Origin of the sequence: Vibrio sp. 10N.286.48.B8, from assembly GCF_003050085.1 — a bacterium.
Lineage (GTDB): Bacteria > Pseudomonadota > Gammaproteobacteria > Enterobacterales > Vibrionaceae > Vibrio > Vibrio crassostreae.
Map to the genome: position 1 here is coordinate 122,758 of NZ_PIGD01000010.1, position 23,631 is coordinate 146,388.

Genomic DNA, 23,631 nt, shown 5'->3' on the forward strand with positions numbered 1-23,631 from the left:
TGGTACGAGGAACGAGTTCATAGGGGATCTCGCTTTTAAAAACTAACTGTTCTAAACGAACTTAATTGCGAAATTTTGAAATAAAAATAGAAGTGAATTTTGAGTATGGATTCAAACAACAAAAGTACAGATATGGAAACGCTGAACGCCAGAAACCAAAAAGCCCGAACATTTCTGTTCGGGCTTTTTAATTTGGAGCGATACATCGGGTTCGAACCGATGACCTCAACCTTGGCAAGGTTGCGCTCTACCAACTGAGCTAGTATCGCATTTGCTTTATCAAGATAAAGACTTTAATAGATGGTGCCCCGGGCCGGACTTGAACCGGCACAACGCGAACGTCGAGGGATTTTAAATCCCTTGTGTCTACCAATTCCACCACCAGGGCACGCAATTCTTTATTGCGATGCCGATTACTGAAAAGTAAAACACCATCTTAATGTCAAAATGAATCAACATTACAAAATTTGGAGCGATACATCGGGTTCGAACCGATGACCTCAACCTTGGCAAGGTTGCGCTCTACCAACTGAGCTAGTATCGCATTTCATTCTTAATATCTCTTAACTTATCAAACTAAGAGAAAGAATGGAGGCGCCTCCCGGAGTCGAACCGAGGTCCACGGATTTGCAATCCGCTGCATAGCCACTCTGCCAAGGCGCCTTAGTAACTCCAATCGAATCGCTTATTGCCATCCTCTTGGGTACGGGATGCATTCTACGGATTCAGACGATTGAGTCAATATTATTTTTGTATTTTTAATTCGTTTGAATAGATTTCATACGAAACAGGCCAAATAGCTGACTTTATGTTCAAAACACACTGTGAGCGGGTTATTCAAAGGAGATCTATATCACATTAGATATCCGCTATTGATGGCTTAACCTTAGGTTAAAGATCAAAAAAGCGAGCCTCAGCTCGCTTCTTCATCAATGATGTTTTTCGTCTAACAAATCGTCTTTAGCGGCCATCAAGTATTGCGCCATTGACCAGTAAGTAAGAACGGTTGCGACATAGAGTGCAATGTATCCTACCCAAACCATCCAGTCGTCATAGCGCCAGATAAGCACCCAAAGGGCGAACATCTGAGAAACGGTTTTGACTTTACCAACCCAAGATACCGCAACACTTGCACGTTTACCGATTTCAGCCATCCATTCACGAAGTGCTGAAATGATGATCTCACGAGCAATCATGGTCACCGCTGGAATCGTCACCCAGATTGAGTGATAATGCTCAGTAATCAGGATAAGTGCCGTAGCAACCAACACTTTGTCAGCCACTGGGTCAATGAATGCGCCAAAACGAGACGTTTGCCCTAACTTGCGAGCCAGCATACCATCTAGCCAATCAGTAAAGCCTGCCACCCAAAACACCATCGCAGCAGCAAAAGGAGCCCATTGATAAGGTAGATAAAAAACGACAACGAATACTGGGATCAAAAATAGTCTCAGTAAGGACAAAATGTTAGGTATATTCAAACGCATATTATTGGGCTCTTATTAATTGCGCTTTAATGGTGCGGGATTTTTACTATTGTTTCAATGCTTGATAAATGTTTTCTGCCAAAGAATGACTAATGCCCGGCACTTTGGCTATTTCTTCGACAGTTGCACGCTTAAGTTCTTGTAAGCCACCCATATATTTCAGCAACGCTTGACGACGTTTAGGCCCTACCCCTTCAATTCCTTCCAAAGCACTGGTTCTACGTGTTTTGCCACGTTTAGCTCTATGCCCTGCAATCGCATGATTATGGCTTTCATCACGGATGTGCTGGATAAGGTGTAGTGCTGGCGCATCACTGGGTAAATTGAACTCTTCCCCTTCTAGGGTCACTAGAGTCTCTAAACCAGGTTTACGAGTCACGCCTTTCGCAATACCCATCATTCTTGGTCTAAACGGCCAATCCCCCCAATATTGAGAAATGATCTCATGAGCGCGGTTTAGTTGACCTTTGCCACCATCGATAAAGATAATGTCTGGGATCTTGTCGACATCGAGTTGCTTCGAATAACGCCTCTCAAGCGCCTGAGCCATCGCAGCGTAGTCATCACCACCGGTAATGCCGGTGATGTTGTAACGACGGTACTCCGGTTTAACCGGGCCTTCTTGATTAAATACCACACAAGAAGCTATCGTACTTTCACCCATGGTATGACTGATATCGAAACATTCCATTCGCTTGATAGCATCCATCGACAGCACTTCTTGAAGCTCTTTGAAGCGCTGATTAATCGTCATCTTGTGATTAATCTTGGTAGTAATAGCCGTCAATGCATTGGTGTTCGACAACTTAAGGTAACGACCTCGAGTCCCTGAAGGGTTGGTATTGAAGTGGATCTTACGACCCGCAACTTCACACAAAGCTTCTTGAATCGGTGTCACATCTTCCATCAAATCGGCATTGAGAATCAGACGAGTTGGGATGGTTCTCGCTTCATTATGCGCAAGATAGTATTGGCTTAGAAAACTCGAAAAGACCTCTTCTCGCACCGTATTGTTTGGAATTTTAGGGAAATGGCTTCTACTGCCTAAAACCTTGCCTTGGCGAATCATCAAGATATGAATACACGCTACGCCATTCTCTTGAGCAAAGCCCAACACGTCCATATCTTCCATTGAATCGTCAGATACATACTGTTGTTCTTGCACGCGTCGAATCGCTTGGATTTGATCACGGAAAGCGGCAGCTTGCTCAAAGCGAAGCTCTCGGCTTGCTGTGTCCATCTTTTCGATGAGCGTCTCAAGGACTAATTTATCCTTTCCTTGCAGGAACAGACGAACATAGTCGATAAGCTCGCTGTACTCTTCGTCAGAGATAATCGAGCTGACACATGGCGCAGCACAACGGCCAATCTGATACATCAAACATGGACGTGTTCTGTTGGCATAAACCGTATCTTCACACTGGCGGGCAGGAAAGATTTTTTGTATTAGGTGCAGCGTCTCACGCACAGCGCCGGAATCAGGATAAGGACCAAAATATTCACCCTTTTTCTTTTTAGCACCACGGTGCATCGACAAACGAGGATGCTTGTGACCGCTAATAAAAATATAAGGGTACGACTTATCATCACGCAGAAGTACGTTGTATTTAGGTAGGTACTGCTTGATGTAGTTATGCTCAAGAATAAGAGCTTCGGTTTCCGTGTGCGTTACAGTGACATCGATCTTGTCAATATTGCTGACTAGAGCGCGTGTTTTTTCACTGTCGACTTTTTTACGAAAATAACTAGAAAGGCGTTTTTTGAGGTTCTTAGCTTTACCGACGTAGATAACGACAGCCTCAGCGTTATACATTCGATAAACGCCGGGCTGCTCTGTTACTGTCTTGAGGAATGAGACTGAGTCAAACAAGTTGGTCACTATACGATCTCAGTGTTAAAGGGTCTCAGTGTCTAACATTCCATGTCTAATCGCTAAATGCGTCAGCTCTACATCGCCACTGATATCCAGCTTGCTGAACAAACGGTAGCGGTAACTGTTGACTGTTTTAGGACTTAGATTGAGTTGTTCTGAAATATCCGTCACTTTCTGACCTTTGGTAATCATCATCATGATTTGAAGTTCACGTTCAGATAAGTCTGCGAATGGATTTTCAGACGCAGGAGAGAATTGGCTCAAAGCCATCTGCTGCGCAATTTCTGGTGAAATGTATCGTTGGCCACTGTTAACCACTCGAATTGCATTTACCATTTCATCCGGACCTGCCCCTTTAGTAAGGTAACCAGCAGCTCCAGCTTGCATCACTTTAGTTGGAAACGGATTTTCCGTATGAACAGTTAAAACGATGATTTTAACATCAGGGTTGAAACGCAAGATTTTCTTGGTTGCCTCTAAGCCACCAATACCAGGCATATTCATATCCATCAAAATAACGTCAGTATTGTTAGTACGACACCATTTTGCAGCATCTTCACCGCTTTCAGCTTCCCCTGCTACGTTCATTCCACGGACGTCTTCAATAATACGTCGTATCCCTGTGCGAACCAGCTCGTGATCATCTACAAGGAAAACATTTATCAAACTTGTATCTCCACACTATTAATTGGCTCTGCAACCACTGTGTCGTTTCATCTGTTTGAAACAATTGAACAAAGGAACAGTGGATCGCAGCATTGAGTACATCTTAACTTAATTACTAAAAAAAAGCTCTGTTGAATATGTGCTGAAACACGAACTTTAGCAAGTACTTATTAACAAATAAGCTAACTAAAACAACAAGCTTTTTCTAAAAATCAACCAGTTAAAACAACACCCAATAAAATTACACAAGATAAAGATATTTTCAATACCATTGAATAACCATTCGCGACAATTTCACTTATTTGCTTATAGAGTCCCGTTATTTGCCTCTGTTAACTAGAATTTAGTTAGTATTTTTGCTGCCTGTTGTGCGCTAAGGGTCGCTAAGTGGTAGTATTCGATTCCCAATTTCAATAGGTTACTACATTGGATATTCAGCAAGGCTTTGTACTTACAAGACAAGCGAGAGATTTTTCAGGGCGCACGCAAATCGACTTGTGGTTAAGCACCCCTCAAGGCCCTACTCTGCTGACCATTCCAAATGAAAAACCTGTATTTTTTGTCGCTCAATCTGATTTAGAAGCATGTCAGACAATCGCAGCGAAAGAGTCGATTGATTGCCAATTTAAGCCTCTAGAACTAGCCACATTCGAGCAAACACCTCTCGCCGCGTGTTACACCTCGCTGTCGAGAAGTAGCTTTGGTTTAGCGCAAGCCTTTCACAGCGAAGACATCCAAACCTTTGAAAGCGATATTCGACTCGCCGATCGATTCTTAATGGAACGCTTTATCAAAGGAAGTATTGAGTTCACGGGTACCGCGGTACAAAAGAACCAGCATCGCAAAGTATCAAATGCGAAATGCCGAGCGGGCGACTACTTACCTAATCTATCTGTCGTCTCGCTTGATATTGAATGTTCAGAAAAAGGCGTGCTTTATTCGATTGGTCTAGACAGCCCAATGGATAGCCGAGTGATCATGGTCGGCGCCCCTCAAGAAGCCGGCACTAATATCCAGTGGGTTGCCAACGAAAAAGCTCTTCTTGAAGCCATGATTATGTGGTTCTCTGAATTTGACCCTGACATCATCATTGGTTGGAATGTTATCGACTTCGACTTTAGGCTGCTGCACAAACGTTCAGAATGGAACGAAGTAAAGCTAAATATCGGTAGAGACAATCAACCAAGCTTTTTCCGTAGCTCTGCACAGAATCAGCAGGGGTTTATCACTATCCCAGGGCGCGTTGTCTTGGATGGTATCGATATGCTTAAAACGGCAACCTACCACTTCCGGTCTTGGTCACTAGAGTCGGTATCGCAAGAGTTACTTGGTGAAGGCAAAGACATCCACAACGTTCATGACCGCATGGATGAGATTAACCGGATGTTTAAATTCGATAAGCCTTCACTCGCTAAGTACAACCTTCAAGACTGTGTGTTGGTAAACCGAATCTTCGAACATACCCACCTACTCGATTTTGCGATTGAGCGTTCGCGACTGACTGGTGTCGAGCTTGATCGTGTTGGCGGTTCTGTTGCTGCTTTTACTAATTTGTACCTACCACAGATACACAGAGCGGGTTATGTCGCACCTAACTTAGAGCCTGAGAACTGGATTGCTAGCCCCGGTGGTTATGTGATGGATTCAATTCCCAACCTGTACGACTCTGTATTGGTGCTCGACTTCAAGAGCCTATACCCATCAATCATCCGCTCGTTCCTGATTGACCCTATGGGGTTAATCGAAGGATTGAAGCTGGAACTAGGCCCTGAAGAAAACCAAGCGGTCGAGGGTTTTAGAGGCGGTCAATTCCACCGTTCAAAGCACTTTCTGCCAGAGATGATCGAAAACCTATGGGCTGCACGTGATGTGGCAAAGAAGAACAACGAGAAAGCGTTCTCTCAGGCGATTAAGATCATCATGAACTCATTCTATGGTGTGTTAGGTTCGTCCGGTTGTCGTTTCTTCGATACCCGGTTAGCGTCTTCGATTACCATGCGTGGACATGAGATCATGAAGCAAACTAAGGTTCTGATCGAAGACAAAGGCTATCAAGTAATTTACGGCGATACCGACTCAACCTTCGTGTCTCTGAACGGCAGTTATGACCAGCAAAAAGCAGACGAGATAGGGAATGAACTGGTCGCTTACATCAACGATTGGTGGACGAATCACTTAAAAGAGACCCACAACTTAACCTCAATACTTGAACTGGAATACGAAACTCACTATCGCAAGTTTCTAATGCCGACCATTAGAGGTTCAGAAACCGGCTCAAAGAAACGTTATGCCGGCCTAATCACTCAAGGCGACAAAGAGAAGATCATCTTTAAAGGCCTTGAAAGTGCTCGAACCGATTGGACACCTCTAGCACAGCAGTTTCAACAAACCCTATATGAGATGGTGTTTCATGACCAAGACCCTACCGACTATGTCAGACAGTTTGTAGATGAGACTTCAGCGGGTAAACATGACGATTTACTGGTTTACCAGAAGCGTCTGCGTCGTAAGCTACATGAATACCAAAAGAACATTCCGCCGCAGGTTCGTGCAGCTCGTATGGCCGATGAAATCAATGCTCAGTTAGGGCGCCCTCTTCAATACCAAAACAAAGGACGTATTGAATATTTGATTACTCTGAGCGGCCCTGAGCCTAAAGAGTATTTAAAGAGTGGTATTGATTATCAGCATTACATCGACAAACAGATTAAACCCGTCGCTGAAGCTATCTTACCCTTCATCGGGTTAGATTTTGAGAGAGTCAGTGGACAGCAATTAGGTTTATTCTAAGATTATTGTCGAGGTTTCATCAAAACAAAAAAGCAGAGGAATGTTCAATTCGCTCTGCTTTTTTATATCGATAGATTAAGAAGCTCTATCCGATTCTAAACTCGGTTTTCTGATATTGCTTAACTAACCACTCACCAAAGCCATCAAGAATACCGATCACCGAACGTTTCGGGATCGGTCTACCTGAGAGTAAAATGCCCAGCCTTTGAATTTCGACTTCTCTATCTGGGTGATACTTCAAGAACTGTTGACCACACTCTACAGGATCATCGAACCAATACTTATCGCGATACATCACCAAAGAGTAGCTTGCTCTTAGCAACTTCTTGGCAATGATCACTTGCGCGGCCACTTGTTGTTCTGGCGTTGTAGCTCGGGCAATCTTGTTGCGATACACCGCTAACCAGTTTTCCGCATCCATATTCCAATGCTTGGCAATTTCCCAACTCGTCTCAAAATCACCATAGCAATCTGACAAGTCTTCACCATGCACACACACGGCCAAATGCTTAAGCATAAAGCCCCAGGTGAAGATGTTGTCGAAATCGACTATCTCGCTCACCAAGGTGGTTTTAATCGCCACTTGAGTCACCTGTGGGAAGCTTTTTTGGAAGCGCCATTTAATGGTATTCAACAGCGTGGTTCGCTGGTCAGGAAACGGGCGGTGTGTCACCACAACCACATCAAGATTTGAGCGACCGACGACGGCTTGCTTGCGAGCAACACTGCCATAAATATAGACACTGTGTAGATTAGAACCTAATCCACCTTTTAAGAAGGTAATCAGATCGTTAACCACAGGTTGGAATTCAGGTTGAAAAGGCTGTGTTGGGTCAATAACAGGTAGCTGCATAGGTCGTTTCGGTAAATAAAATCATGATTTAACAGTAACTCTATGATCGCCTAGGTGACTTTATGATTCAAGCTATTCCTATTTATAGCATCTCCGAGATATAATCAGCGGATAGACCCACTAAGGACAAACACAAAATGCCTAGAGCAAGTGAAATTAAAAAAGGTTTTGCTATCACAGTAGAAAGCAAAACAGTGATCGTTAAAGATATCGAAGTAACAACACCAGGCGGCCGTGGCGGCCAAAAGATTTACCGCTTCCGTGGTAACGATGTAGCAACTGGCGTTAAAACTGAAGTTCGCCACAAGGCTGACGAAATTGTTGAAACTATTGACGTAACTAAGCGTGCAGTAATGTTCTCTTACGTTGATGGCAACGAGTATATCTTCATGGACAACGAAGATTACACACAATTCATCTTCAACGGTGAAACAATCGAAGACGAACTGCTGTTCATCAACGAAGAAACTCAAGGCATGTACGCGATTCTTATCGATGGCAACGCTGCAACGCTTGAGCTTCCAACATCTGTTGAGCTAGTTATCGAAGAGACTGATCCTTCAATCAAAGGTGCATCAGCGTCTGCTCGTACTAAGCCTGCTCGTCTTTCTACAGGTCTTACTATTCAAGTACCTGAATACATCGCGACTGGCGACAAAGTAGTAGTAAACACTGCTGAACGTAAATACATGAACCGCGCAAGCTAAGATACTTATTATGACCGAAGCTAACGACCTAATGTCTTATGACGACGCAATTGACACTGCATACGACATCTTCCTAGAGATGGCACCTGACAACCTAGAACCTGCAGACGTGATTCTTTTCACAGCTCAGTTTGAAGATCGTGGCGCAGCAGAGCTTGTTGAAACTGGCGATGATTGGGTTGAACATGTTGGCTTTGAAGTCGACAAAGAGATCTACGCTGAAGTGCGCATTGGTCTTGTGAATGAAGCTGATGACGTTCTAGACGACGTATTTGCTCGCATGCTAATCAGCCGTGATCCAGAGCATAAGTTCTGTCACATGCTGTGGAAGCGCGACTAGTACCGCTATTGACACTCATCTGCATGAGTAAACAAGTATTCATGTACGCGAGTTAAAAGTTAGCCGAGCCCATTGCTCGGCTATTTTTATCACGCTGTTTCTCATCATGACTACCTACTTTCATCATCAACGTTAGATTCACTGATTATGACCAAAGCAAAAACGGACACACAATCGAAAGGCTATGCCTGCATTGGCCTAGTTAACCCAAAGACGCCGGAAAACGTAGGCTCTGTAATGCGAGCAGCTGGCTGCTATGGCGCCAACTCTGTGTTTTACACGGGCACACGCTACGACCACGCGCGAAAATTCCATACCGACACCAAAGAGAAGCACCTAGCGTTGCCTCTAATTGGTGTTGAAGATCTGAAAGACATTATTCCTGTAGGCTGCGTACCTGTAGCTGTTGATCTGATTGAAGGTGCTAAGCCGCTACCTGATTACAAGCACCCACCACGCGCGTTTTACATTTTTGGCCCTGAAGACGGCACGCTAAAGAAAGAGATCACAGACTTCTGTCGTGAGACGATTTACGTTCCGACCAACGGCTGTATGAATCTAGCAGCATCAGTGAATGTTGTGCTTTACGACCGACTGGCGAAAGGCGATAACTTCTCGAATCATAAGTAAAAGATTCGAAAAAATTTGTAGATGTGCGTAAACGAGATAAGAGATGCGAGAGCACACTTACTGTCGATTATAGCAGTATGTTTTCGCCACTCAATTACTCACATCCCTCATCTTCTATTGCTTCAGACGTAAAAAAACCTGCTCAATGAGCAGGTTTTTTAGTATTCAGTGCTTTCAGCTAATGAAGCTTACGCGTAAGAACTTACGTAATTACTGACGTGTTCTTGGCTTAGCTGGTTTAGCCGGACGACCGTTGTTCAGTTTAGGCTTACTTTTGTTAGCCTGAGGTTTGCCTTTGTTTGCAGCTGGAGCGCTACGACCTGAATCAGGTGTTGTTGTACCGCGAGTTGCAGGCTTCTTGCGTTTAGTTTGGTTACTGCGGCCTTTTGGTGCGTTAGCACGCTCTTCGTGACGCTTAACAGCACGACGAATTTTTTGGCTACGAGAACGCTCACGCTTACGAGAAGTGTTTGAAGGATCAAGATCCAACAAAGTCTCTTTCTCTGGCTTAAGCTCAACAAGTTCACGCAAGTAGTTAACTTCTTGAAGATCTAGCTCTTTCCAACCACCACGAGGCAGTTTCTTATCAAGGTAGATATCACCGTAACGTACACGTTTCAGGCGGCTTACTGTTGTTTCTTGAGATTCCCAAAGACGACGAACCTCACGGTTACGACCTTCGTTAATCGCTACGTAGAAAGTATGGTTCATACCTTCACCACCAGCGTAAACCACATCTTCAAAACGAGCCATGCCGTCTTCTAGTTGTACGCCACGAGTAACGTTTTTAACTTTTTGCTCAGTCACTTCACCGAATACACGTACTAGGTACTCACGCTCAACCTGACGGCTTGGGTGCATTAGACGGTTTGCAAGCTCACCATCAGTAGTGAAAAGCAAAAGACCCGATGTGTTTGCATCAAGACGACCAACTGAAATCCAACGAGAACCACGGATCTTAGGTAGACGATCGAAAACAGTGCGGCGGCCTTCAGGATCGTGACGAGTACAAAGCTCACCTTCAGGTTTGTAGTAAGCAAGTACACGACAAACCACTTCTTCAGAAGCCTTGCCTGAAACAGTATGGCCATCGATACGGATCACTGAGTTCTCGTCTTCAAGACGCTCACCCAGTTTCGCAACTTGACCGTTAACACTTACACGACCAGATTTGATTAAACCTTCTAGTTCACGACGAGAACCGTGACCAGCTCGCGCTAAAACCTTCTGTAATTTTTCGCTCATTTACTCTTTTCTACCTAATTGTCGTCTTCACAGACGTCGAATGAATTTTTCGCGACCAAATCGCGGTCGCGTATTATCGCAAATAACCTGCCAAAAAGCACTTGTTATTTACTGTGGCAGGTTTACTGTATCGTTACAGACTGTTAATCAGTAAAGCGATTATTCAAACGGCGCAGGATCGCCCGCACCACGACGCAGAACTACGGCATCATCGTCACTGAAGTCAATAACCGTCGTCGGTTGCTCACCTAAGTAACCGCCATTCAAAATGACGTCAACTGCATGCTCTAGGCTGTCACGAATTTCTTCTGGATCCGACTCAGTCGTCTCGTTACCCGGAAGAATCAGAGACGTCGACATCAGTGGTTCGCCCATCGCTTCCAACAGGTCGAGTGCAATCTTGTTGTCTGGGACACGAATACCAATCGTTTTACGCTTGGCGTTCATCAAACGCTTTGGCACTTCTTTGGTTGCTTTAAAGATAAACGTGTAAGCACCTGGCGTGTGTGCTTTCAGCAGACGGAAAGCCACGTTATCAACGCGTGCATACAGTGATAATTCAGAAAGATCACGGCATAACAACGTGAAATTATGCTTGTCATCGATGCGACGAATTTTACAGATACGTTCAAGTGCTTGTTTGTTTTCAAGCTGACAGCCCAGCGCATAACCGGAATCTGTTGGATAAACCACAACACCGCCATTGCGAATAATCGCAACCGCTTGAGTAATTAAGCGTGCTTGTGGGTTATCTGGGTGTACATAAAAAAACTGGCTCATTATTGATCCTCGTTATCGAATCTCTCGACTCTATCATCAGAAGGAGCTGGTTCACCTAAAGACTATTCAGATGGTGAAACCGTTTGAAACTCCCAATCTTTCCATACTTCTTCGACCCCAGAAGGTAGCCAGAGATTACGTCCAAGTTCCATCCACGGAGATGGGTAATGGAAATCACTGCCTTGGGAGGCTAATAGTTTGTATTGTATAGCATAATCCGCGAGTGTGCGTCTTTCTTGTTGCGCTTGCTGAGGTTGAGCGACTTCCATCGCATCCCCTTTCGCTTCAACAAATGCAGCTAGCAGGCGCTTAACCCACTTGGCTGTAAGGCCATATCGCCCGGGGTGAGCAAGTACAGCTTGACCACCAGCGGCATGAATAGCCGTGACAGCATCACTCATTGAACACCAAGTTGGCGGCACATAACCTGGGTTATTACGAGTAAGAAACTTTTTAAACACCTGCTGCATAGTTTTCGCATAGCCATTGTCGACTAGCCACTTAGCAAAGTGAGCGCGAGTGATTGGTGCATCGCCAGCAATCAATTTAACTTCTTCTAACACCCCTTCACGAGTCGCTTTCTCAAGACGGTGAGCGATCATCTCAGCACGCCCAATACGGTGTTGCTTCTGTTGTTCAATGAGCGCTTTGAGTTCTGGTGACTCAGGATCAACGTTTAACCCAACAATATGGATATCTTTGTTTTGCCAAACAGTCGAAATCTCAATGCCGTTGATCAACTGAATCGGAAGGTTGTTATCAGCAATATAGCTGCGTGCTTCAGCAAGCCCATCAGTCGTATCATGATCTGTAATCGCTAGCGCTTCGATGTTAAAGCCAAGCGCTCGGTCAATTAGCTCAGGTGGAGTAAGTCGGCCATCTGAGGCTGTTGTATGACTATGTAGATCAATTCTCATATATTCTTTTTCATTGTTTTCAATTTTTATCGTTATATTTGTGTCAACACACTTGACCCGCAAGCGGAAAACTAGTTAACTAGTACACAAATACGAAGTATCACATTTGATAGGTTCACCATGTTACAAGAATTTAACCAAAACCATAAAGATAAAGTTTTAGAACTTTCTTCAGTAGAAGCAAGTTCAGAGCTTAATTGGTGGCGCACTTGGACAAGTTCTTGGTGGGCTAACGTGTACTTCTAGTTAAACAGTTTGTTTATAAAAAAGTTATCACTAAGCCCGCTTTCATAGCGGGCTTTTTAATTTGTCGAACATCTCACATTCAACTGACTAACAAATCATCGAATTGACCATATTCTAGATTGGGTGAAAGGTATCTTTATGCGACTATGTACGGCAGGAAATTTAAAGAATCATAAAGGAGGTCTTGTGAACAAGGCCATTGAAATCAAAAAGCTGGGAACCATTGAGGTCATCAATTCATCAGTTCCTTACTCGCAAGATCCAACCAGCGTTTTCCATACTCTGTGTGAAAACAAAACAGACAGTTTGCTGTTGGAATCGGCTGAGATTGAATCTAAACAGAACCTGACAAGCCTACTCCTTATCGACTCTGCTGTTCGCATCGTATGTCGCGGACATGAAGTAACCTTTCAAGCATTGACTGAAAACGGTCAAGCGCTAATTGAACACCTTACTCAAAACGTTAAAGCAGAAATTAAATCTGACCTGACTGATAACGTTTTGACGCTGACTTTTGTCGAGCCAAGCAATGAATTAGATGAAGACTCACGTTTAAGAGAAGCCTCTTCATTCGACGCACTGCGTTTAGTTCAGCACAGCTTTGAGCAAGACGCGGATAATAAACACGCGTTATTCATGGCGGGCTTATTCGCTTACGACATCGTGGCAAACTTTGAACCACTCGGTGATGCTGAAGCAACCAACAATTGTCCTGACTTTGTATTCTACGTTGCGGAAACACTGTTGCGTTTCGACCACCAAGAGAACGAAGGCCTACTTCATGCGAGCTTGTTCGCTCAAGATGAAAGCATCAAAGCGCAATTAACTGAGCGCTTAGCCGATATTCAAACTCAGTGTCAGTCACTAAAAGCCATCACAGAAGTAACGCCGCTAGACAATGTTGAAGCGGTACCAAGCGTTTCAGATGAAGACTTCTGCCAAACGGTTCGTGATTTAAAAGAATACGTAGTTAAAGGCGATGTGTTCCAAGTGGTACCTTCACGCCGCTTTACTCTACCTTGCCCTGCTCCATTGGCAGCTTATAAAGAACTGAAACAAAGTAACCCAAGCCCTTACATGTTCTACATGCAAGACGAGCTATTTACTCTGTTTGGTGCATCTCCAGAAAGTGCGCTTAAGTACGAGACCGAAACCAACCAAATCGAGATCTACCCAATTGCTGGTACTCGCCGTCGTGGTAAGCGCCCAAATGGCCAAATCGATTTCGACCTAGACAGCCGTATCGAACTTGAATTGCGTACCGACAAGAAAGAAAACGCCGAGCACATGATGCTAGTAGACCTAGCGCGTAACGATGTTGCACGTATTGCAGAAGCAGGCACACGCCACGTGGCAGACTTGCTGAAGGTTGATCGCTACAGCCATGTGATGCACTTAGTTTCTCGTGTGGTTGGTCAACTACGTGAAGACTTAGACGCACTGCACGCTTACCAAGCTTGTATGAACATGGGCACACTAACGGGCGCACCAAAAATCCGCGCAATGCAGCTTATTCGTGACGTAGAAAAAACACGTCGTGGTAGCTATGGCGGTGCAGTCGGTTATCTAACCGGTGAAGGAACTCTGGATACTTGTATCGTAATTCGCTCTGCTTACGTTGAAGATGGCGTGGCACAAGTACAAGCTGGCGCTGGTGTGGTGTTCGACTCAGACCCACAAGCAGAAGCCGATGAAACTCGCGGCAAAGCACAAGCAGTCATCTCAGCGATTCAAGCTGCACATACTAAAACCATTTCTAACAAGAAGGAGTCGTAATCATGGCTGATATTGTATTCATCGATAACTTCGACTCGTTCACTTACAACCTGGTAGACCAGTTTCGTTCATTAGGTCACAACGTAAAGATTTACCGTAACAACATTCCGGCAAAGGTTGTTGAAGCGGCGATCAACGAACTAGACAACCCGGTTGCACTGCTTTCACCAGGCCCCGGCGCTCCAGCTGATGCGGGCTGCATGCCAGAGCTGATTCAGCTGCTAAAAGGTAAAGTACCAATGATTGGTATTTGCTTAGGCCACCAAGCGATTGTTGAAGCCTACGGCGGCACCGTTGCAGGCGCTGGCGAAATCATTCATGGTAAGGTGTCGCTGATGGAACACCAAAATCATGCGACTTACCAAGGCTTACCTTCTCCACTGGCTATCGCTCGCTACCACTCTTTGGTAGCAACGCATGTATCTGACAGCCTAACCGTGACAGCTGAAGTTGATGACTTGGTGATGTCTGTGGTTCAAGAACAAGACAAGGTTTGTGGATTCCAATTCCACCCTGAATCAATCATGACGACCTACGGTGCAACGCTTCTTGCGAACGCTATCGAATGGGCTCTTGAGAAACCTCTTCGTCTCGAAAAGACTGGAAAATAGGAAACGATCATGGAACAGATTAATAAACTTTACGAACAGCAGTCTCTTACTCAAGAAGAAAGCCAACAATTGTTTGATGTGATCATCAAGGGTGAACTTGACCCAATCTTGATGGCTTCTGCGCTGACTGCACTAAAAATCAAAGGCGAAACGCCCGATGAGATCGCTGGTGCGGCGAAAGCACTGCTTGCGAATGCAAACCCGTTCCCTCGCCCTGATTACGATTTCGCAGACATCGTAGGTACAGGTGGCGACGGTCACAACACCATTAATATCTCAACGACTTCTGCGTTCGTTGCCGCAGCGTGTGGCTTAAAAGTCGCGAAACACGGTAACCGCAGTGTATCGAGCAAATCGGGTTCTTCTGACCTACTGGATTCATTCGGTATCAACCTAGCGATGACAGCAGAGGACACACGTACGGCTGTTGATGAACTTGGCGTAGCATTCCTATTTGCTCCGCAGTATCACGTCGGTGTACGTCACGCGATGCCTGTTCGTCAAACAATGAAAACACGCACTATCTTCAACATCCTTGGTCCACTGATTAACCCTGCTCGCCCTAACATCGAGCTAATGGGTGTTTACAGTAAAGAGCTGGTGCGCCCTATCGCTGAAACCATGCTGCAAATGGGCATGAAGCGTGCAGCGGTTGTTCACGGTAGCGGCCTAGATGAAGTGGCGATTCATGGCGAGACCATCGTTGTTGAAATTAAAGATGGCGAGATTCACGAGTACACAGTGACTCCAGCTGACTTTGGTTTGAACACTCACCCTCTTGAAGCTATCAAGGGCGGCGAGCCAGAAGAGAACAAAGCCATCACAACCGATATCCTGACGGGTAAAGGCACTGAAGCCCAAGTTGGCGCAGTAGCGGTGAACGTTGCTCTATTGATGCGTCTATTTGGTCACGAAGACCTAAAAGCCAACGCGCAACAAGCCATTGATGCGATGAACTCTGGCAAAGCATACGAGCTTGTACAAAAGCTTGCTGCGCACGCCTAACGAACGACGAGTTGAGACAAAGAACATGACACAGACTACCGATAAACTGTCGACCCACGTTTCAGTCAAAGAAGCTGAAATGGCGGAAGTACTAGCAAAAATCGTTCGTGATAAATACCAATGGGTTGAAGCGCGTAAGCAAACTCAACCATTGGACGAGTTTAAAGCAGCGTTAACCGCAACAGACCGCAGCTTTTATGATGCACTGAGCGGCGAACAGACGGTTTTCATTACTGAATGTAAGAAAGCCTCTCCGTCAAAAGGTTTGATCCGTGACGAGTTTGACCTGGACTACATTGCATCGGTTTACAACAACCACGCTAATGCGATTTCAGTTCTGACCGACGAGAAATACTTCCAAGGTGACTTTGAGTTTTTACCTAAGGTTCGCAGCATTGCTAAGCAACCAATCCTGTGTAAAGACTTCATGGTTGATACCTACCAAGTTTACTTAGCTCGTCACTATTCAGCTGATGCTATCTTGTTGATGCTATCGGTATTAGATGATGAAGAGTACAAAGCACTTGCTGAGGTTGCTCACTCACTCAGCATGGGTGTGCTTACTGAAGTCAGCAATGAAGAAGAGCTTCACCGCGCTGTGGCTCTAAACGCTAAGGTGATCGGCATTAACAACCGTAACCTACGTGACCTGTCGACGGATTTGAACCGTACCAAAGAGTTGGCTCCACTGATTCGCGAGCTGGCTCCAAACGCCATCGTGATTTCAGAGTCTGGTATCTACACCCACCAACAAGTGCGTGACCTTTCAACATTTGCAGATGGCTTCCTAATCGGCAGCTCTCTTATGGCTGAAAAGAACCTTGAACTTGCCGTTCGTAAAGTAACGCTGGGCGAAAACAAGGTGTGTGGTTTAACTCACTCTGACGATGCTGCCAAAGCGTATCAAGCGGGTGCGGTATTCGGTGGTCTGATTTTCGTTGAAGCGTCTAAGCGTCATTTGGATATCGAAGCGGCTCGTTTGACTATGAGCGGTGCACCGCTGAACTACGTGGGTGTGTTCCAAAACCACAGCGTGGCAGATGTGACTAACACGGTTTCTGAGCTCGGTTTGTTTGCTGTACAACTGCACGGTGATGAGTCTCAAGCGTATGTCGATGAGCTAAAACAATCACTGCCTGAAGGCGTTGAGATTTGGAAAGCTTACGGTGTGGCTTCGGGCGCTGAGAGCGCGTTACCAGAATTACTGGAAAGCAACGTGACTCGTCACCTGCTAGATACTAAAGTGGGTTCGCAAACGGGTGGTACAGGCCAAGCGTTCGATTGGAGCCTGATCAACAACCAAAGCGCAATCATGTTGGCTGGTGGTCTAAACCCAAAAAATGCTAACCAAGCCGCTAAGTTGGGCTGCTTAGGATTAGACCTAAACTCTGGTGTTGAATCCGCTCCTGGTAAAAAAGACGCAGACAAACTGCAACGTGCTTTTGCAGCGATTCGTAATTACTAGTCTGGCTTTAAACGCAGAAACTAAAACATATTTGTGAGCTTTGCCTGAGCGAGGCTCAAACAAGACTAAACGACTTGGTGTGAAGACACGCCAATAGAATTGAAGGAATAAGATAATGGCTAAACTCGATGCCTACTTCGGTGAATACGGTGGTCAATACGTACCGCAGATCCTAGTGCCAGCACTAGACCAACTTGAACAAGCATTTATCGATGCACAAGCCGATCCTGAGTTCCGCAGTGAATTCATGACGCTTCTTCAAGAGTACGCGGGTCGTCCTACGGCACTAACGCTGACTCGCAACCTAACGAAAGGTACAAAAACTAAACTGTACCTTAAGCGTGAAGACCTACTTCACGGTGGCGCACACAAGACCAACCAAGTACTGGGTCAAGCGCTTCTTGCTAAACGTATGGGTAAACAAGAAATCATCGCTGAAACTGGCGCTGGTCAACACGGTGTTGCGACGGCTCTAGCATGTGCTCTATTAGGTCTTAAGTGTCGTGTTTACATGGGTGCGAAAGACGTTGAACGTCAAAGCCCGAACGTGTTCCGTATGAAGCTAATGGGCGCAGAGGTTATCCCTGTTCATTCTGGCTCTTCAACGCTAAAAGATGCATGTAACGAAGCGCTACGTGACTGGTCTGCAACTTATGAAGACGCGCACTACCTACTAGGTACGGCTGCGGGTCCTCACCCATTCCCGACGATTGTTCGTGATTTCCAGCGCATGATTGGTGAAGAAACGAAGAACCAAATTCTAGCTCGTGAAGGTCGCCTTCCTGATGCAGTTATTGCTTGTGTCGGCGGTGGTTCTAACGCTATCGGTATGTTCGCGGATTTCATTGAAGAAGAATCTGTACGCCTAATCGGTGTAGAGCCTGCTGGTAAAGGTATTGATACCGACCAACACGGCGCGCCGCTTAAACACGGTAAAACCGGTATCTTCTTCGGTATGAAAGCACCACTGATGCAAGATGAGAACGGTCAAGTAGAAGAGTCTTACTCTGTGTCTGCCGGTCTAGATTTCCCATCAGTTGGTCCTCAACACGCCCACCTAAACGCAATTGGCCGTGCTGAATACGACAACGTGACCGATGACGAAGCACTAGAAGCGTTCCAAGCTATCGCACGTAACGAAGGTATTATCGCAGCGCTAGAGTCATCTCATGCTTTAGCTCATGCAATCAAAATGGCTCACGACGACCCAGAGAAAGAACAGCTATTAGTCGTTAACTTATCTGGCCGTGGTGACAAAGACATTTTCTCTGTACACGACATCCTTAAAGAGAAAGGAGCATTATAATGGATCGCTATCAATCACTATTCACTCGCTTAGCTGAAAAAAATCAGGGTGCATTTGTACCATTCGTAACAGTTGGCGATCCTAACCCTGAACAGTCTCTTAAGATCATGGAAACTTTGGTTGAAGCAGGTGCTGATGCGCTTGAACTTGGTATTCCGTTCTCAGATCCGCTTGCAGATGGCCCAACAATCCAAGGTGCAAACATTCGCGCGTTAGATTCCAAAGTAACGCCAGATGTGTGCTTCGATCTTATCGGTCAAATTCGTGCTAAGTACCCAGAGCTACCAATTGGCCTACTGATGTACGCGAATTTGGTTTACGCACGTGGTATCGATAACTTTTACGAGCGTTGTGCTAATGCGGGTATCGACTCGGTACTGATTGCCGACGTACCAACCAACGAAAGTGGTGAGTTTGTTGCGGCAGCGAAGAAGTTTGGCGTTCATCCAATCTTTATTGCTCCACCAACAGCGAGCGATGAAACACTTCAGTCAGTATCTGAACTTGGTGGTGGTTACACTTACCTACTTTCTCGTGCTGGCGTAACGGGTGCAGAAACAAAAGCAAACATGCCAGTAGCCGCACTGCTTGATCGTTTGAACAAGTTCGATGCGCCACCAGCACTGCTTGGTTTCGGTATCTCTGCTCCTGAGCAAGTAAAAGAAGCGATTCAAGCTGGCGCTGCCGGTGCTATCTCAGGCTCAGCGGTTGTAAAAATCATTGAGAACAACGTTGAACAGCCAGAAGCAATGCTTAAAGCATTAGCTGAATTTGTAACGCCAATGAAAGCTGCAACACAGAAGTAATCTTTAGCATTCGCTAAACACGACTGTAGATTCTAAAAGGCACCACAGATGTGGTGCCTTTTTTATTGTTGTCAGAAAAAGTCGCTAATCATCAACTTTCATCGCCTTCTTGATTGCAGCCTCATTGAGTGTCGCTTTAATGGGATCAGTGATTTTATCCACTAAATCGACAGGCATTGGGAATACGATGGTCGTAGTGCGTTCATTCGCGACCTCGGTTAATGTCTGCATATAACGTAACTGAATGGCGTTAGGCGCTTTGTTCAGTACTTCTGCGGCTTCTCTTAGCTTAGTGGATGCCTCTAGCTCACCTGTTGCATGTATCACCTTAGCTCGACGAGAACGCTCTGCCTCTGCTTGTTTCGCAAGAGCTCGCACCATACTGTCATCAAGATCAACATGCTTAATCTCGACATTGGCAATCTTAATCCCCCAGTTATCGGTGTGCTGATCAAGAATTGATTGTAAATCTCTGTTGAGCTCTTCTCGCTCAGACAACAGCTCATCCAATTCATGCTGACCTAGAACAGACCGCAACGTGGTTTGTGAGAGTTGGCTAGTGGCTTCGAGATAGTTCTCCACGTTGTTGATTGCCATCTTAGGATCAAGCACTCGGAAATAGACCACAGCGTTAACCTTAACCGACACATTATCTCTGGTGATCAAATCTTGTGTTGGTACATCTAAAACGATGGTTCGCAAGTCGACTCGCACGATTTGTTGAATGAAGGGAATGATGATAATTAACCCTGGCCCTTTCACACCGTAAAAGCGCCCTAAGAAGAACACTACTGCACGCTCGTACTCGCGCAGAACTCTGAACATACTAGCTATCAACAAGATAACAAGCACGATAACAATACCTATAGTGTGTATAAACATAACCGCCCCCTAATGGTAACGATGGTTAAGCAATAAATAATTCAATCAAGTTTGTCCTAGCATTCCGCGCTAACAGCCCGTGCTAACCAGAGTTCGATGGTGTCTCATCGGGCAGCGCTTCAACATCCAAAGAAAGCCCGGTGAGCTTGGTGACTCTGATACTCTGTCCTGCTTTCAGTTCATTGACGCATTTAGCTTGCCAGATTTCACCTTCAACCAGCACTCGACCCGCGCCAGGAAAACCGCTTACAACTTTACCCGTCTCGCCAACCACCGCTTCCATCCCAGTCGTCACTGGCTTATTTCTGACTCGGACTAGCATTGATATTGTTACGACAATAAACGCTACAGAGAGCAAACTGATTCCGATAATTAACGGCAATGCGATTTGGTAACCCGGTACTTCAGTGTCCATCAGCATGATTGAGCCCAATGTAAATGCAGCAACGCCACCCAAACCGAAAATACCAAAGCTCGGACTAAAGGCTTCCGCAACCATTAAAGCTATACCCAACAAGATCAAAGCAAGACCCGCGTAACTCACAGGCAGCATTTGTAACGAGTACATCGCCAATAACAGACAGATACCGCCCAATACACCTGGTAAGCCGACCCCTGGGTTATAAAACTCCAGCAACAAACCATAGATACCGATGAGCATGAGGATGTAAGCGACATTTGGATTCGTAATCACCGAAAGCAAACTAAAGCGCCAGTCTTGTTCTCGCTCGACAAAAGCAACATCACTAAGTTGGACTTCCTGACTGACCCCGTTGATGGTGATGATGCGTCCGTTGATCAGTTCAACCAATTGCTGAAGGTCGCTGGCAATAAAATCAATCACGTTAAGCGAAAGTGCATTCTCTGAGTCCAAACTCGCCGCTTCTCTTACCGCTTTTTCTGCCCATTCTTCGTTACGTTTGTGCAGCTTAGCCAAACTGACAATGTAAGCCGCTGCATCATTGATGACTTTCTTTTCCATCGCAGTGGTGGCTTTTACCTGATCTGAGTTCTCTTGTTTCGTTGCGTCTTGTTCACTCGCAGAAGTGTTGTCGTCTTTATTGGTATCGTCTTGAGGCGACAAGGGATTAGTCGGCGCTTTGCCACCACCAAGAGACACTGGCGTGGCTGCGCCTAAATTGGTTCCGGGCGCCATGGAAGCAACGTGGCTGGCAAGTAAAATATAGGTACCGGCGCTCGCTGCTCGTGAACCCGCAGGCCCAACCCAAGTAGCGACTGGAATCGGTGAGGTGGTGATGGATCGAATAATGTCACGCATCGATGAGTCTAACCCGCCAGGCGTGTTCATTTTCAAAATAATGAGCTTTGCTTGCTCATCGTGAGCTTGTTCTATTTCTCTAGTGAGGTAATCACTGGTCGCCGGACCTATCCCTCCGTTCACCTCAATCACCCAGACATCATCGGCCTGAGCAAACACTGAGCTGAGCAACAGAAGAAACGCAAACAAGTACTTTAATATAAAAGTCATAGCCCCTCTCCTTACAACTGAGATGCTAGATAGACGTTTTATTTAAAGCGCAGAGGTAACATCTTGGTAATAAATAGATACCTTAAGCATAGTTCAGGCTAAATTTCACACAACACGTACTTGTGGATTTACCCCAACACAAACGCTCAAAAAACACTCGCGAATGAAATCAAAATGTTAATGGGACGTTTTCAACACCAACGATTGTAAATCATTCACAAAACCTCCAGCGAAAAAGCTTTTATAAATTCAACAAATAACATCGCTATAAAAAACCAAGGCAAACGATTGCATTGTTGTGCAAAATCAACAAATGACATTAGACCACTTGTTTTTCAGAGACTTTCACCTCTGCTCATATTGATAAATGTAAAGGATACGTGTAAAACTCGTCGCGAAATATTAATCCAATGGTACATCGTACATTGGTGAGTAGTTCTGGGATTTTTATATTTAGTAGCACAGAGGTTATGGAAGTGTTAAAAGAAAAGAGTTTACTAAGCAACATCGGCGTTCAAGTCGTTATTGCAATGATCGTCGGTACTGTAGTTGGTGCGATGATGGGTGACAGCGCAACTATGTTCGCTCCACTGGGTGCTATCTTCATCAACTTGATCAAGATGTTGGTTATCCCTCTAGTCGCAGTTGCACTGATTTCAGGTGCTGCTGGTTTAGGCAACAGTTCATCTGCAGGTAAAGTCGGCGTAACTACATTGGGTTACTTTGCACTAACGTCTGCACTTGCTGTAGCGCTAGCGCTAGTAATGGGTGAAGTATTCGAACCGGGTCGTGGTATCGATGTTTCTGGCGTAGAAGGCATGTTCTCTTCTGAATACGCTGCGAAAGGCGAACTTCCAACGTTCTGGGCAACCATCACTGGCATGATCCCTACCAACGTTTTCCAATCATTGAATGAAGCAAACATTCTGCAAATTCTCGTTTTCTGCTTATTCTTCGGTATTGCGATTTCTAAACAAGCGAAAGAAAAACGTGATCCTATCATCAATGGCGTAAACGCGATTGTTGACGCTATGGTTTGGATGATCAACAAGGTTATGATCATTGCACCACTTGGCGTATTCGGCCTAATGGCAGAAGCAGTTGGTACATTCGGTTTTGGCGCACTTATGGTTGTGTTCAAACTGTTCGTTGTTTACATCGCTGCGATCCTGATCTTCGGTTTTGTTGCTTACCCACTGATGATTCAGATCTTCACTAAGACTTCAGCTAAGAAGTTCCTAGTGGCAATGAAGAAGCCTCAAGCGGTTGCACTATCAACAGCCTCTTCAATGGCGACACTGCCAGTAACAATGGAAACGGTAGAGAAAGAACTTGGCGTTCGTAACTCTACGGCTTCATTCGTTCTACCACTTGGTGCGACGATCAACATGTCTGGTAATGCAATTTACTACGGCCTAGTTGCTATCTTCTTTGCACAGCTGTTCAACATCGACCTGTCTATGGGTGCTTACGTTGCTATCATCGTAACCTCTACGCTAGGCGCAGTTGGTCAAGCAGGTGTTCCAGGTCCTTCTTTCCTAGTGGTTGCGGTTCTTCTAGCAGCTGGTATCCCTATCGAAGGTCTACCTCTGTTGTTCGCTCTAGACCGTATCTTCGACATGATTCGTACTGCTCTGAACATCACTGGTGATGCAGCATGTGCAGTAATCGTTGATTCTCTAATCAAAGACGAAGCGAAAGAAGCTGAGCTACAAAAACAGCAAGCGTAATCAATAAACGCTAAGTTGGTGGTGATT

21 protein-coding genes, 4 tRNA genes and 1 other annotated feature are annotated in these 23,631 nt (G+C 45.3%); of the genes, 12 read left to right on the forward strand and 13 right to left on the reverse strand.

The features are described from left to right. Window positions 1-193: 193 nt before the first annotated feature. The 7 genes from CWO08_RS13345 to uvrY all read right to left on the reverse strand — a co-directional run bounded on the left by CWO08_RS13345 (window position 194) and on the right by uvrY (window position 4,026). A tRNA-Gly gene (locus CWO08_RS13345) sits at window positions 194-269 on the reverse strand. Window positions 270-301: 32 nt separating this feature from the next. Then, window positions 302-388: transfer RNA gene (locus CWO08_RS13350), tRNA-Leu, on the reverse strand. A gap of 80 nt (window positions 389-468) precedes the next feature. Then, a tRNA-Gly gene (locus tag CWO08_RS13355) sits at window positions 469-544 on the reverse strand. Between the two features lie 45 nt (window positions 545-589). After that, window positions 590-663, reverse strand: a tRNA-Cys gene (locus tag CWO08_RS13360). Window positions 664-929: 266 nt separating this feature from the next. Further along, the gene (gene pgsA, locus CWO08_RS13365; protein ID WP_048659595.1) at window positions 930-1,487 is read right to left on the reverse strand and encodes a CDP-diacylglycerol--glycerol-3-phosphate 3-phosphatidyltransferase; all 558 of its coding nucleotides are present in this window, start codon (window positions 1,485-1,487) and stop codon (window positions 930-932) included. Window positions 1,488-1,533: 46 nt separating this feature from the next. Continuing rightward, on the reverse strand, window positions 1,534-3,366 hold the full coding sequence (gene uvrC / locus CWO08_RS13370; RefSeq protein WP_102432892.1) for an excinuclease ABC subunit UvrC: 1,833 nt from the start codon (window positions 3,364-3,366) through the stop codon (window positions 1,534-1,536). 15 nt (window positions 3,367-3,381) lie between these two features. Further along, entirely contained in the window at window positions 3,382-4,026 is a 645-nt protein-coding gene (gene uvrY, locus CWO08_RS13375; RefSeq protein WP_004729778.1) for a UvrY/SirA/GacA family response regulator transcription factor, read from the reverse strand. A 426-nt stretch (window positions 4,027-4,452) separates the two neighbouring features. Between uvrY and CWO08_RS13380 the strand changes: the two genes are divergently transcribed. Then, window positions 4,453-6,816, forward strand: coding sequence for a DNA polymerase II (locus CWO08_RS13380; RefSeq protein ID WP_108020616.1), 2,364 nt, complete (start codon window positions 4,453-4,455; stop codon window positions 6,814-6,816). A gap of 85 nt (window positions 6,817-6,901) precedes the next feature. Here the strand turns inward: CWO08_RS13380 and CWO08_RS13385 are convergent, their stop codons facing one another. Beyond that, entirely contained in the window at window positions 6,902-7,669 is a 768-nt protein-coding gene (locus CWO08_RS13385; protein WP_048659598.1) for a nucleotidyltransferase, read from the reverse strand. Between the two features lie 137 nt (window positions 7,670-7,806). Between CWO08_RS13385 and yeiP the strand changes: the two genes are divergently transcribed. The 3 genes from yeiP to CWO08_RS13400 all read left to right on the forward strand — a co-directional run bounded on the left by yeiP (window position 7,807) and on the right by CWO08_RS13400 (window position 9,346). Beyond that, window positions 7,807-8,376, forward strand: coding sequence for an elongation factor P-like protein YeiP (yeiP, locus tag CWO08_RS13390; RefSeq protein ID WP_017055115.1), 570 nt, complete (start codon window positions 7,807-7,809; stop codon window positions 8,374-8,376). 10 nt (window positions 8,377-8,386) lie between these two features. Continuing rightward, window positions 8,387-8,716 carry an HI1450 family dsDNA-mimic protein gene (locus tag CWO08_RS13395; RefSeq protein WP_004741258.1) on the forward strand — a complete coding sequence of 110 codons (330 nt, stop codon included), beginning with the start codon at window positions 8,387-8,389 and terminating at the stop codon, window positions 8,714-8,716. 147 nt (window positions 8,717-8,863) lie between these two features. Beyond that, entirely contained in the window at window positions 8,864-9,346 is a 483-nt protein-coding gene (locus CWO08_RS13400; protein ID WP_017629620.1) for an RNA methyltransferase, read from the forward strand. A 210-nt stretch (window positions 9,347-9,556) separates the two neighbouring features. On the opposite strand, the gene rluB is transcribed toward CWO08_RS13400, so the two are convergent. The 3 genes from rluB to CWO08_RS13415 all read right to left on the reverse strand — a co-directional run bounded on the left by rluB (window position 9,557) and on the right by CWO08_RS13415 (window position 12,288). Beyond that, window positions 9,557-10,591: a 23S rRNA pseudouridine(2605) synthase RluB gene (gene rluB / locus CWO08_RS13405; RefSeq protein WP_017055112.1), complete on the reverse strand. Its 1,035-nt coding sequence runs from the start codon at window positions 10,589-10,591 to the stop codon at window positions 9,557-9,559. Window positions 10,592-10,750: 159 nt separating this feature from the next. Further along, window positions 10,751-11,371 carry an L-threonylcarbamoyladenylate synthase gene (locus tag CWO08_RS13410; protein WP_009848751.1) on the reverse strand — a complete coding sequence of 207 codons (621 nt, stop codon included), beginning with the start codon at window positions 11,369-11,371 and terminating at the stop codon, window positions 10,751-10,753. A gap of 62 nt (window positions 11,372-11,433) precedes the next feature. Then, window positions 11,434-12,288, reverse strand: a complete 855-nt coding sequence (locus CWO08_RS13415; protein ID WP_017061496.1) for a PHP domain-containing protein — start codon at window positions 12,286-12,288, stop codon at window positions 11,434-11,436. A 120-nt stretch (window positions 12,289-12,408) separates the two neighbouring features. Here CWO08_RS13415 and CWO08_RS13420 point away from each other — a divergent pair, with 120 nt between their 5' ends. The 7 genes from CWO08_RS13420 (at window position 12,409) to trpA (ending at window position 19,503) form a co-directional block, all read left to right on the forward strand. After that, a complete protein-coding gene (locus tag CWO08_RS13420; RefSeq protein ID WP_009848753.1) occupies window positions 12,409-12,534 on the forward strand; it encodes a trp operon leader peptide in 126 nt (41 codons plus the stop codon). Then, window positions 12,481-12,595, forward strand: a sequence feature (Trp leader region). (Overlaps the previous gene by 54 nt.) A gap of 125 nt (window positions 12,596-12,720) precedes the next feature. After that, window positions 12,721-14,310 (forward strand): anthranilate synthase component 1, encoded by a 1,590-nt coding sequence (locus tag CWO08_RS13425; RefSeq protein WP_048659602.1) that lies wholly within the window; start codon window positions 12,721-12,723, stop codon window positions 14,308-14,310. Between the two features lie 2 nt (window positions 14,311-14,312). Then, a complete protein-coding gene (locus CWO08_RS13430) occupies window positions 14,313-14,921 on the forward strand; it encodes an aminodeoxychorismate/anthranilate synthase component II (RefSeq protein WP_048659603.1) in 609 nt (202 codons plus the stop codon). 9 nt (window positions 14,922-14,930) lie between these two features. Beyond that, on the forward strand, window positions 14,931-15,926 hold the full coding sequence (gene trpD, locus CWO08_RS13435; protein ID WP_102480540.1) for an anthranilate phosphoribosyltransferase: 996 nt from the start codon (window positions 14,931-14,933) through the stop codon (window positions 15,924-15,926). A gap of 25 nt (window positions 15,927-15,951) precedes the next feature. Further along, window positions 15,952-17,391, forward strand: a complete 1,440-nt coding sequence (gene trpCF, locus CWO08_RS13440) for a bifunctional indole-3-glycerol-phosphate synthase TrpC/phosphoribosylanthranilate isomerase TrpF (RefSeq protein ID WP_108020617.1) — start codon at window positions 15,952-15,954, stop codon at window positions 17,389-17,391. Between the two features lie 115 nt (window positions 17,392-17,506). After that, window positions 17,507-18,697, forward strand: coding sequence for a tryptophan synthase subunit beta (gene trpB / locus CWO08_RS13445; protein ID WP_060982409.1), 1,191 nt, complete (start codon window positions 17,507-17,509; stop codon window positions 18,695-18,697). Next, on the forward strand, window positions 18,697-19,503 hold the full coding sequence (gene trpA / locus CWO08_RS13450) for a tryptophan synthase subunit alpha (protein WP_108020618.1): 807 nt from the start codon (window positions 18,697-18,699) through the stop codon (window positions 19,501-19,503). Before trpB ends, trpA begins: the two co-directional genes overlap by 1 nt. An 84-nt stretch (window positions 19,504-19,587) precedes the next feature. Here the strand turns inward: trpA and CWO08_RS13455 are convergent, their stop codons facing one another. Both CWO08_RS13455 and CWO08_RS13460 read right to left on the reverse strand, forming a co-directional pair. Further along, window positions 19,588-20,385 carry a slipin family protein gene (locus tag CWO08_RS13455; RefSeq protein ID WP_048664711.1) on the reverse strand — a complete coding sequence of 266 codons (798 nt, stop codon included), beginning with the start codon at window positions 20,383-20,385 and terminating at the stop codon, window positions 19,588-19,590. Window positions 20,386-20,467: 82 nt separating this feature from the next. After that, window positions 20,468-21,874 (reverse strand): nodulation protein NfeD, encoded by a 1,407-nt coding sequence (locus CWO08_RS13460; RefSeq protein WP_107899576.1) that lies wholly within the window; start codon window positions 21,872-21,874, stop codon window positions 20,468-20,470. Window positions 21,875-22,284: 410 nt separating this feature from the next. On the opposite strand from CWO08_RS13460, the gene CWO08_RS13465 reads away from it, so the two are divergent. Then, complete coding sequence (locus tag CWO08_RS13465) at window positions 22,285-23,604, forward strand: dicarboxylate/amino acid:cation symporter (protein ID WP_307862841.1); 1,320 nt, start codon at window positions 22,285-22,287, stop codon at window positions 23,602-23,604. The last annotated feature ends 27 nt before the right edge of the window (window positions 23,605-23,631 follow it).